The organism is Candidatus Zixiibacteriota bacterium, assembly GCA_040753495.1.
GTDB lineage: Bacteria > Zixibacteria > MSB-5A5 > GN15 > PGXB01 > DYGG01.
Genome location: JBFMEF010000014.1, coordinates 1 through 9854, shown reverse-complemented (window position 1 = coordinate 9854; position 9854 = coordinate 1). Strand labels below are relative to the sequence as shown.

The 9854-nt window shown below is 52.8% G+C and carries 13 protein-coding genes; all 13 read right to left on the bottom strand.

Annotated elements, in window-relative coordinates:
• The coding region (gene rnc, locus AB1690_00860; protein ID MEW6013851.1) for a ribonuclease III at positions 1 to 669 on the bottom strand (669 nt) is incomplete at its 3' end.
• 29 nt (positions 670 to 698) lie between these two features.
• Positions 699 to 1949, bottom strand: a complete 1251-nt coding sequence (gene fabF / locus AB1690_00855; GenBank protein ID MEW6013850.1) for a beta-ketoacyl-ACP synthase II — start codon at positions 1947 to 1949, stop codon at positions 699 to 701.
• A 26-nt stretch (positions 1950 to 1975) separates the two neighbouring features.
• Complete coding sequence (acpP, locus tag AB1690_00850; GenBank protein MEW6013849.1) at positions 1976 to 2215, bottom strand: acyl carrier protein; 240 nt, start codon at positions 2213 to 2215, stop codon at positions 1976 to 1978.
• Between the two features lie 37 nt (positions 2216 to 2252).
• Positions 2253 to 2996 carry a 3-oxoacyl-[acyl-carrier-protein] reductase gene (fabG, locus tag AB1690_00845; GenBank protein ID MEW6013848.1) on the bottom strand — a complete coding sequence of 248 codons (744 nt, stop codon included), beginning with the start codon at positions 2994 to 2996 and terminating at the stop codon, positions 2253 to 2255.
• Between the two features lie 3 nt (positions 2997 to 2999).
• Positions 3000 to 3935, bottom strand: a complete 936-nt coding sequence (gene fabD / locus AB1690_00840; protein ID MEW6013847.1) for an ACP S-malonyltransferase — start codon at positions 3933 to 3935, stop codon at positions 3000 to 3002.
• Positions 3936 to 3939: 4 nt separating this feature from the next.
• On the bottom strand, positions 3940 to 4929 hold the full coding sequence (locus tag AB1690_00835) for a beta-ketoacyl-ACP synthase III (GenBank protein MEW6013846.1): 990 nt from the start codon (positions 4927 to 4929) through the stop codon (positions 3940 to 3942).
• Entirely contained in the window at positions 4862 to 5959 is a 1098-nt protein-coding gene (plsX, locus tag AB1690_00830) for a phosphate acyltransferase PlsX (GenBank protein MEW6013845.1), read from the bottom strand. Before plsX ends, AB1690_00835 begins: the two co-directional genes overlap by 68 nt.
• Positions 5960 to 5983: 24 nt before the next feature.
• Complete coding sequence (gene rpmF, locus AB1690_00825; protein MEW6013844.1) at positions 5984 to 6166, bottom strand: 50S ribosomal protein L32; 183 nt, start codon at positions 6164 to 6166, stop codon at positions 5984 to 5986.
• Positions 6167 to 6192: 26 nt separating this feature from the next.
• Positions 6193 to 6702 carry a DUF177 domain-containing protein gene (locus tag AB1690_00820; GenBank protein MEW6013843.1) on the bottom strand — a complete coding sequence of 170 codons (510 nt, stop codon included), beginning with the start codon at positions 6700 to 6702 and terminating at the stop codon, positions 6193 to 6195.
• 109 nt (positions 6703 to 6811) lie between these two features.
• On the bottom strand, positions 6812 to 7216 hold the full coding sequence (locus AB1690_00815; GenBank protein MEW6013842.1) for a F0F1 ATP synthase subunit epsilon: 405 nt from the start codon (positions 7214 to 7216) through the stop codon (positions 6812 to 6814).
• A 9-nt stretch (positions 7217 to 7225) separates the two neighbouring features.
• Positions 7226 to 8629, bottom strand: coding sequence for a F0F1 ATP synthase subunit beta (atpD, locus tag AB1690_00810; GenBank protein ID MEW6013841.1), 1404 nt, complete (start codon positions 8627 to 8629; stop codon positions 7226 to 7228).
• Positions 8630 to 8668: 39 nt separating this feature from the next.
• A complete protein-coding gene (gene atpG, locus AB1690_00805) occupies positions 8669 to 9535 on the bottom strand; it encodes an ATP synthase F1 subunit gamma (GenBank protein ID MEW6013840.1) in 867 nt (288 codons plus the stop codon).
• Between the two features lie 6 nt (positions 9536 to 9541).
• On the bottom strand, positions 9542 to 9854 hold a 313-nt coding region (locus tag AB1690_00800; protein MEW6013839.1), incomplete at its 5' end, for a F0F1 ATP synthase subunit alpha.

Below are 9854 nucleotides of genomic sequence, written 5' to 3'. Positions count from 1 at the left end.
CTCTTTTTTTGACTGCCCTTCGCCGGTGCCGGTAACTTTGCCGCAGGTATGAACCGCAATTTTGAAGATTTTATCATGGTCGGGACCCGACTCCGAGATGACTTCATAGAAAGGAACCGCCTCGCCTCGAGCCTGCAGATATTCCAGCAGCTCTCCCTTGTAGTTGCGGTGGTTGCTGTCGGCGACTATCTGGTCCATGCGGGAAATAATCATCTTTTGGACCACCATACGGGCGGCATTGAGGCCGCCGTCAAGATAGACCGCTCCGATAACACTTTCCACCGCATCCGATATTATGGAGCTGCGCATTCGCCCACCCGATTTCTCCTCCTCGGGCGATAACAGAATCAAATCCTGCAGCCCGGCTTCCCGGCCTATCATCGAAAGGGCGGCTTCATTCACCAGAAGTGACTTGGTTTTGGTCAAATCTCCTTCATCGAAGTCGGGGAAATTCATATAGAGATATTCGGAGACAATCATACCCAGAATAGAATCGCCCAGGAATTCCAGACGCTCGTTGGATTCAACAGCATTGCTGAGATTGCGGGAATGTGAACGATGCGACAATGCCTGTATCAGAAGGGCACGATTCTGGAACAGATAACCGAACTTCTGATACACCCCTCCGACCAGTTTTTCATCATTTGCCCCCTCCGGACTTCCGGTCAATTTCCTAAAAAACTCAATTACTCCCACGATTACAGCTGACCGTTGAATCTCCGCCCGATAATGCTGACATTATGCCCGCCGAAGCCGAAGGAATTGCTTAAGAAAATGTCGAATTTCCAGTCACGGGCTTTATTCGGGACATAATCGAGGTCGCATTCCGGGTCGGGATTATCCAGATTTATAGTCGGATGCAAGACACCGGCGCGCATAGAGAGAATGCCGGTGATGAATTCGATTGCTCCGGCGGCGCCGAGCAGGTGGCCAATGAGCGACTTGGTCGAATTTATCGGGACCTTGTAGGCATAGTCGCCAAAGACAGCCTTAATGGCTTTAGTCTCGGCAATATCACCCAGCTCAGTGGCAGTGCCGTGGCTGTTGATATAGCCGATTTCGTCCGGTTTAACATTGGCATCATTCAAGGCCGCCTGAATAGCCCGGCGAGCGCCGCCGCCATCAGGAAGCGGAGCCGTTATATGATGGGCATCGGAGGTCATACCGGCGCCGATAATTTCCGCGTAGATTTTTGCCCCGCGCGCCTGCGCCGATTCCAGTGACTCCAGAACTACAATCGCCGCCCCTTCACCCATGACAAAACCATCCCGGTCTTTGTCGAACGGACGAGAAGCCCGTTCCGGCTCATCGTTGCGGGTGCTAAGCGCCCGTGCCGAGCAGAAGCCAGCCAGAGACGTCGGGGTAATGGTCGATTCGGCGCCCCCGGCAAGCATAATATCGGCTTCACCCCGCTGAACGATTCGGAAGGCGTCAACTATGGCATGGGCTGACGATGAACAGGCTGAAACCGTGGCATAGTTGGGACCGCGGAAGCCAAAGCGAATAGATACCAGACCCGCGCACATATCTATTATCATCATCGGGATAAAGAAAGGGGAGACCCGTCCCGGTCCGGAATTGAGCAGCGTCTTATGCTGCTGCTCAAAGGTCGAAATTCCTCCGATTCCGGAACCGATGACGACCCCGGCGCGGTCAAGGTCGGTTTTGGCGAGGTCGAGGCCGGAATCATCAATTGCCAGTTGGCTGGCGCCGATGGCATATTGCTCCGACTGGTCCATCCGACGGGCTTCCTTCTTGTCCAGAAAACGGCTCTCGTCAAATTCCTTGACTTCCGCCGCAATCTGGGTCGGGTAGGCGCTCACATCGAATCGGCTTATTTTCCCCACACCGCTTCGGCCCGCCACCAGCGCTTGCCAGAAATTGCCGGTGTCGCAGCCGAGCGGAGTAACCACACCGATGCCGGTTACAACCGTTCTGACAGATTTCATGTTATCAATTCCCCTTTAGGGTGCGGCTACTTAACATGAGCCTTTATATAATTGACGGCGTCGCCGACGGAGGTAATCTTTTCGGCATCCTCATCGGGAATTTCCAGAGAAAACTCTTCCTCGAGAGCCATCACCAACTCCACCGTATCCAATGAATCAGCGCTCAAGTCTTCGACAAAACGGGCCGATTCGGTTACCTGGGCGGCATCGACGCCCAGCTGCTCAACGATTATCTCCTTTACTTTCTGTTCAATGTCTGAGGACATGGTCACACTCCTTCTTTTATCAGTTTAGCATTGCTCTCTACATGAGAAGCCCGCCGTCCACACCGATGACCTGACCGGTCAGGTAGGCGGCGTCCTCTGAAGCAAGAAACGCCACTACGCCGGCGATATCGTCGGGTGTTCCGGGCCTTTTTAACGGAATATTATTTAGAAATGCCTCTTTCGCGGCATCAGATAATTTCTCTGTCATTTCGGTGGCGATATAGCCGGGGGCGACGGCATTGACGGTTATACCGCGCGAAGCCAGCTCCTTGGCGGCCGACTTGGTCAGACCGAGCAAACCGGCTTTACTGGAGGCATAGTTGGCCTGCCCGGCATTGCCCATCCTTCCGACCACCGAAGAAATATTTATGATTCTGCCGGAGCGCTGTTTTATCATTACTTTGGCCGCCGCCTGCGTCATCAAAAACGCCCCTTTAAGATTTATATTGAGCACCAGGTCCCAGTCGGCCTCCGACATACGAAGCAACAGCGTGTCCCGGGTGATGCCGGCGTTATTGACCACAATATCGAGGGTGCCGAACCGGGTCACCGTTTCTTCAACCAGTGACGCCACATCATCAGCCTTGGTGACATCGGCTTTGACCGCGTGGGATTCAAACCCGGCGCGGCGGAATTCCTCCGCCGTTGCCGATGCCAGGTCAAACAGGACATCGGAAATGACCACCTTTGCTCCCTCGGTTCCCAGCCTGTATGCTATAGCCTTGCCGATACCTCGCGCCGAGCCGGTAACCAGTGCCGTTTTATTCTCAAATCTTTTCATAATTCACTTCGCCGCGGCGGCAACAAAATTCTGAATATCCTGCATCGTGTCAAGATTAATCATCTGCGCGCCATCCAATTCTCGTTTTGCCAAACCGGTGAGAACTTTTCCGGGACCAATCTCGATAAGAGTATCGATTCCATTATCCCGGAAATACTTCATAGTCTGATACCATCGCACCGGGGCAGTAAGTTGCGCCACCAGCAGTTCTTTAATTCTGTCCGGCTTTCTTTCCACCGTTCCCGTTACATTTGGCACCAGCCCTGTTTGCGGTTCTTGGAATTTCAGCGCCTCCAGGTATTCTTTCATACCGGCGGTCGCCGATTCCATCAGCGGGGAATGAAAAGCGCCTCCCACCTGAAGCGGAATCACTCTCTTTGCTCCGGTTTCCCTGCAAAGGCGGCCGGCTTCTTCGACCCCATCAAGCGAACCGGAAATCACCACTTGATTGGAAGAATTAAAATTCGCCGGCACAACCACTCCTTTAACAGAAGCCCGTTTGCAGATATCGACAATCTGCTCTTCCTCGAGCCCCATGACCGCCGCCATCGTTCCCGGATTCTTTCGGCACGCCTCTTCCATAAGTGTCGCGCGCCGGATAACCGCCAGAACAGATTCTTCGTAACTTATAATCTTGGTTAGCGCCAGAGAGGCGTACTCACCGAGAGAGTGCCCCGCCGTCAACGCTGCGGCAGGAATATCGTCATTCATTACCGTCAGAACCGAAAGCGAATGCAGCAGTATCGCCGGCTGCGTGAAACGGGTTTCTTTCAATCGCTCTGCCGGACCTTCAAATGAGAGTTTGGCAATATCTTCGCCGAGCCGATCTGAAGCGACCTCGTACAGCCGACGAACCCGGGCGTCCGCATCGTACAGGTCACGCCCCATCCCGACATACTGCGATGCCTGACCCGGAAAGACGATTCCAATTCTATTCATATATTTACCACCTGACCACGGCCGCCGACCAGGTCAATCCCCCGCCGAATGCCGCCATCAGTATAATGTCGTTTTCCTTTACTTTGCCGTTCCGCAGCGCTTCATCCAGCGCCAGCGGAACCGATGCCGCCGAGGTGTTGCCGTAATATGCAATGTTGAGGTACACCTTTTCCATAGGAATCCCCACTCTCTTGGCGGTCGATTCTATGATACGGATATTCGCCTGGTGCGGCACCATCAGGGTGACATCTTCACCCGTCAAGCCGGCATCTTCCAGAACCTTCAAAGAGGCGTCCCCCATCATCCGGACGGCATGTTTGAATACCTCGCTGCCGTTCATTTTTATATAGACGCGCGGGTCGCTTCCGTTAAGACTCTGATACGGGTATTTGGAGCCGCCGTCAGGAATCCAGAGAAGTTCCGCAAAGCGACCGTCTGATTTCAGAAATGTTGATAGAATTCCCCGCTCATCTTCGGTCGGTTCAATAATAACGGCGCCGGCGCCATCACCAAAAAGGACGCAAGTATTCCGGTCTTTGTAATCGGTAATAGACGAAAGCTTTTCAGCGCCAATTACCAGTATCTTGCGGAATTGCCCCGACTTTATATAGGCGTCCGCAATGGAAATACCATTCAGAAATCCGGCGCAGGCGGCGGCGATATCCATCGCCGCGGCGTTTTTCATTCCCATCTTCTTTTGCACGATGCATGCCTGGGAAGGCAGGCGGTAATCAGGCGTCACCGTTGCCACAAGAATCAAATCAATTTCTTCCGGCGCCGCCTGCGCCATATTCATCGCCTGACGGGCGGCGGCGACCGCCATATCTGACGCTTCATCTTCAGGCTTACTGACCCGTCGCTCCACTATGCCGGTACGAGATTTGATCCACTCGTCCGACGTCTCAACCATCCTCTCGAAGTCGAGATTAGTCAGTCGATGAGTTGGAGCGAAGGAACCTAACCCGGTTATTTTGCCTCTTATTTTCCTGGCCATTACTGTTTCCATTACTGCTGTTTACCATTTCCTCCCGGATGTTGTCGGCAATGCGGTGCCGCACCATTTCCATGCCGGCAATAACGGCATTCTTAATCGCCCGGGGGGAGGAGCTTCCATGACATATTATTGATACGCCGTCCACTCCCAGAAGCGGCGCGCCCCCATATTCGGCGTAATCGAAGGTTTTTCGCAGACGGCGCAAGAAGGGGGAAAGAAGTCCCGCCCCGAGACGGGAGAAGATATTTGTCTGCACCTGACGCTTGATAGAAGTGGTCAGGAATCCCTCCACCGATTCGGCGAATTTGAGAAGAACATTTCCCACAAAACCATCAGTGGCGACCACATCAACTTTGCCGTTGAGAATGTCCCGTCCCTCAACATTGCCGATAAAATTGAGATCCGAGTTGGCAAATAATTCATGCGTTTGAAGCACCGTTTCATTTCCCTTGGAGCGCTCTTCCCCGATAGAAAGAAGACCGACACGGGGGGAAGTCCGGCTATACATAAGGGAGGCATAAATAGAGCCCATCAACCCGAACTGGTACAGATGAACCGGCTTGCAGTCAACATTGGCGCCGACATCCAGTACCAGAGTAGGTTTCCCGGTAACGGAAGGAAAGAATGAGACTATCGCCGGGCGGCTGACACCTTCTATTCGTCCCAGTGTCAGTAATGATGCGGCCATGACGGCGCCGGTATTCCCCGGCGAAACAAAGGCGTCGGCCCGATTCTCCTTTTGCATCGCCAATCCCACCGCAATGGAGGAAGTTTTTTTCTTGAGGACTTCCGTCGGCGCATCGCTCATGGCGATGGCGTGAGGAGCATTTTCAATAGAGACATTTTCCGGCAATTGGTGGTGTTTTTTGAGATAATCATTGATTACCTCGACCTTGCCGACCAGAACCAGATGAAGGTTACTGCCCATTTCTTGAGCCGCCAGCAGTCCGCCTCCGACAATCGATTCGGGCGAGACATCGGCGCCCATAACGTCAAGGGCGACCGTGATGGCGCTGCCGTCATTGTTCATAAAATTATTGGAGCCGCGCTTAAATTACGCTTCTTTAGGGGTTGTTATCTGAATGCCCTTGTAATATCCGCAATGCGGGCAGATATGATGCGGCAGTTTGGGCTGATGACAATGCGCGCATTCCACCACATTTGGCGTCGCAAGTTTCCAGTGAGTTCTTCTTTTACGGCCGCGCGTGTGTGAGTGTCTTCGTTTTGGCAGTGGCATATTATTTCCTTCGCAAACTAAAGTGTCTATTCCAAAAGGTCCTTAAGCCCGTCCCAGCGTTCATCGCTATCCTCCAGCCGGCATTCGCAGGTCTCCTCATTCAGATTTGCCCCGCAATTGGGGCAAAGACCGCGGCAGTCCTCGCTGCAGAGCGGTTTCATAGGTATCGCCAGCACCAATGATTGCCGAATGGTGTCGGTCAACTCGATAACCGGCTGATGGGTATTAATATAAATCGTCTCATCTTCTGCGACCGCAACCGAGTCTATTTCCGGCGGGCCCGTCTTTACTATAAAACTGAAATCTCCCGAAAGTTCCGCCTCAAATAAATTAAGACAGCGGGAGCATTCTTCTTCCACCGGCAACCTGACCATCCCCTGGCAATAATATTCTTCCTTCACCTTCTGTATATTCATCTTCACCGTCATCAGATCACGAACCGTAATACCCGCCAGTTCGTATTCCTGGGCGTCGGCTTCAGATTCGATTGTCAGGTCGACCGGGAAGACTGTAAAGTCTCTCAGGTCTAAATTCATAGCCTACAAAATTATGCCCCCGCGGCAACAAAGTCAAGCCAAAAAAAGGGTTCCAAACCCCTTGACACTTTGAAGATTAGAGGAAATATGCCCTGGTTTAGTCCACTCTTTATTCGCCGCGCGACTGGGCTATCGCTATCCGGTTGCGCGCGCGCTCCAGCGCCCGCTCGGCGCGCGGGATATCAATATTCCCCGCCTTATCCGCCAGTCTCTGACGAGCCCGCTCCATCGCCTTGCGGGCCCTTTCTATGTCGATATTCGAGGCAAACTCGGCCGAATCCACCAGAAGAGTCCCATGATTGGCGGAAATCTCAAAAAATCCGAACGACACCGCCAGAAGCATAGTGCTTTGCGATTTGTCGCGGATGGTCAATTTCCCCGGTTTAATCGATGTTATAAGCGGCGCATGGTCGGTCAGGACGCCAAGATAACCTTCGCCCCCGGGGAGAATCACCGATGCCACCTCTCCTTCGTAGAAAATCTTTTCCGGCGTGACTATCGAAAGTGTAAACATGACTATCCGCTATTTCATCTTCTCGTAATTAGCCAGCACCTCATCCAGTCCGCCCGCCATATAGAAAGCCTGCTCCGGAATATGGTCGAGCTCGCCTTTAATCAGCTTGCCGAAACCTTTAACAGTGTCTTCAATCTTTACATACTTTCCGGGCCGACCGGTAAACTCCTGCGCCACAAAGAATGGCTGGGAAAGGAACTTCTGGATTTTGCGGGCGCGACTTACGATCAATTTGTCATCTTCGGAAAGCTCATCAATTCCGAGAATGGCGATAATGTCTTGAAGGTCTTTATATCTCTGAAGGGTCAGCTGCACCGAACGGGCAACATTATAATGCTCCTCGCCGACCACGTTGGCGTCAAGAATTCGAGAGGTGGATGCCAGAGGGTCCACCGCGGGATAGATTCCCAGCTCGGCTATCTGGCGCGACAATACCGTCGTTGCGTCAAGGTGCGAGAAGGTGGTCGCCGGCGCCGGGTCGGTCAGGTCGTCAGCCGGGACATAGATCGCCTGCACGGATGTAATAGAGCCGGAAGTGGTGGAGGTAATCCGCTCCTGCAGGGCGCCCATTTCGGTGCCGAGTGTCGGCTGATAACCGACGGCGGAGGGCATTCTTCCCAGAAGCGCCGATACTTCCGAGCCGGCCTGAACGAAACGGAAGATATTGTCTATGAATATCAGCACATCCTGATGTTCTTCATCGCGGAAATATTCCGCCATCGTCAAACCGGAGAGTCCCACCCGCAGTCTCGCTCCGGGCGGCTCATTCATCTGACCAAAGACCATCACTGTCTTGGCGATAACGCCGGAATGTTTCATCTCCAACCAGAGGTCGTTTCCTTCACGAGTTCTCTCTCCGACACCGCAAAAAACGGAATAGCCGCCATGCTCGGTGGCGATATTGCGAATCAACTCCTGTATGATAACGGTCTTGCCGACACCGGCGCCGCCGAACAGACCGACTTTTCCCCCTTTGGGGTACGGCTCGAGGAGGTCGATGACCTTTATTCCCGTCTCAAACATTCTGGTCACGGTATCCTGCTCTTCGAATTTGGGCGAAGGACGGTGGATGGGGTACCGCTTCATATCAGAGGGCAGTTTTTCGAGTTCATCAATGGGATTTCCCAGCAGATTGAAAACGCGACCAAGGGTTTTTACGCCGACCGGAACGGTAATGGGGCTTCCCGTATCGATCGCTTTCATTCCCCGGACAAGACCGTCGGTCGAAGCCAGCGCTACGCAGCGGACGATATTGTCGCCGATATGCATCGACGCTTCCACCGTAAGATTGACATTCTTTTCAGTATCTTCAATCTTAATTGCATTCAGTATCCGGGGCAGTTTATCCGAATCGAACTCGCAGTCCACGGTCGGACCAATCACCTGCACCACTTTTCCGATATTCTCAGCCATTGACTAACTCCATCTATAGCAAATTCATTTTTTCAAAATCTACCCTTTAAGGGCTTCCGCTCCCGAGACAATTTCCAGCAGTTCCTTAGTAATGGCGGCCTGACGGGCTTTATTGTACTGCAGAGTCAGGGTGTCTATCATCTCACCGGCGTTATTGGTCGCCGCTCCCATCGCAATCATGCGGGTGCCATGTTCCGATGCAAAAGAATCTGCCAGGGCGGTAATCATTTTTGTCAGCGCATAGCGGGGCATCAGTCCCGCAAAAATCTGTTCCGGCGATGGTTCAAATATATATTCAAAATGGCTCGCCCGGGCTTCCGATGATGCTGGTTTCTCGACCGGCAGATAAATCTTTTCGGTTATTCGGTACCGGACGGTCGAAAGGAACTGCGTATATATCAGGACAATCTGGTCGGTTTCTCCGTTTAAGAATCGCTGCGTAAGGAAGTCAACCATTTCGCGGGCGCGAGCATAATTCAGGTTGCCGGACCAGTCGAGATATTTGGCGGCTATCCGCCATTTGCGGCGCTTGAAGAAATCAAAAGCCTTCTTGCCGACAACGACTATTTCCACCTCTTCCGGTTTCTTGTCCTGCAGCCATTCCGAGGCGCGGCGAATCAGGTTGGTATTGAAAGAGCCGCAAAGGCCGCGGTCGGATGTGATTAGAACCAGCGTCTGTTTGTGCACCGGTCTCTTTTCAAAGAACGGGTGGCTCAATTCGCCCGAGGCCGCCGCCGAGAGATGCTGCAGTATATGGTCCAGCTTCTCGGAATAGGGGCGAACCTGAAATATCTTCATCTGCGCCTTGCGCAATTTCGCCGCCGCCACCATCTCCATCGCCTTCGTTATCTGCCTCGTGGAGACTACCGAGCGGATTCTCTTTTTTACATCACGTAGTGCCGGCATGTTGACTTACTTACTGGTGAACTGCACCTTGAATTGTTCCACCGCCTGTCTCAATTTATTGACGGTTTCCGGCGAGAGGTCCTTTTCTTTGGCGATAACATGCTCCAGGTCGGGGAAATTCTTGGAACAGAACTCAAAGAAACCCTCCTCAAAAGCCGCCACCTGAGAGACCGGCAGACTATCGAGATATCCATTGACACCGGCCCAGATGATTAACACCTGCTTGGCAAGCGACATCGGAACATACTGCTTCTGTTTAAGAATTTCCACCATACGCTCGCCGCGCGTCAGCTGTTTCTGGGTCGCCTCATCCAGGTCA

What these genes read in the sequence shown, in the direction of transcription:
- acpP (MEW6013849.1), bottom strand. Translation starts at nt 2,215, where the DNA reads ATGTCCTCAGACATTGAACAGAAAGTAAAGGAGATAATCGTTGAGCAG.
- fabF (MEW6013850.1), bottom strand. Translation starts at nt 1,949, where the DNA reads ATGAAATCTGTCAGAACGGTTGTAACCGGCATCGGTGTGGTTACTCCG.
- AB1690_00820 (MEW6013843.1), bottom strand. Translation starts at nt 6,702, where the DNA reads ATGAATTTAGACCTGAGAGACTTTACAGTCTTCCCGGTCGACCTGACA.
- atpG (MEW6013840.1), bottom strand. Translation starts at nt 9,535, where the DNA reads ATGCCGGCACTACGTGATGTAAAAAAGAGAATCCGCTCGGTAGTCTCC.
- atpD (MEW6013841.1), bottom strand. Translation starts at nt 8,629, where the DNA reads ATGGCTGAGAATATCGGAAAAGTGGTGCAGGTGATTGGTCCGACCGTG.
- AB1690_00815 (MEW6013842.1), bottom strand. Translation starts at nt 7,216, where the DNA reads ATGTTTACACTTTCGATAGTCACGCCGGAAAAGATTTTCTACGAAGGA.
- fabD (MEW6013847.1), bottom strand. Translation starts at nt 3,935, where the DNA reads ATGAATAGAATTGGAATCGTCTTTCCGGGTCAGGCATCGCAGTATGTC.
- fabG (MEW6013848.1), bottom strand. Translation starts at nt 2,996, where the DNA reads ATGAAAAGATTTGAGAATAAAACGGCACTGGTTACCGGCTCGGCGCGA.
- AB1690_00835 (MEW6013846.1), bottom strand. Translation starts at nt 4,929, where the DNA reads ATGGCCAGGAAAATAAGAGGCAAAATAACCGGGTTAGGTTCCTTCGCT.
- plsX (MEW6013845.1), bottom strand. Translation starts at nt 5,959, where the DNA reads ATGAACAATGACGGCAGCGCCATCACGGTCGCCCTTGACGTTATGGGC.
- rpmF (MEW6013844.1), bottom strand. Translation starts at nt 6,166, where the DNA reads ATGCCACTGCCAAAACGAAGACACTCACACACGCGCGGCCGTAAAAGA.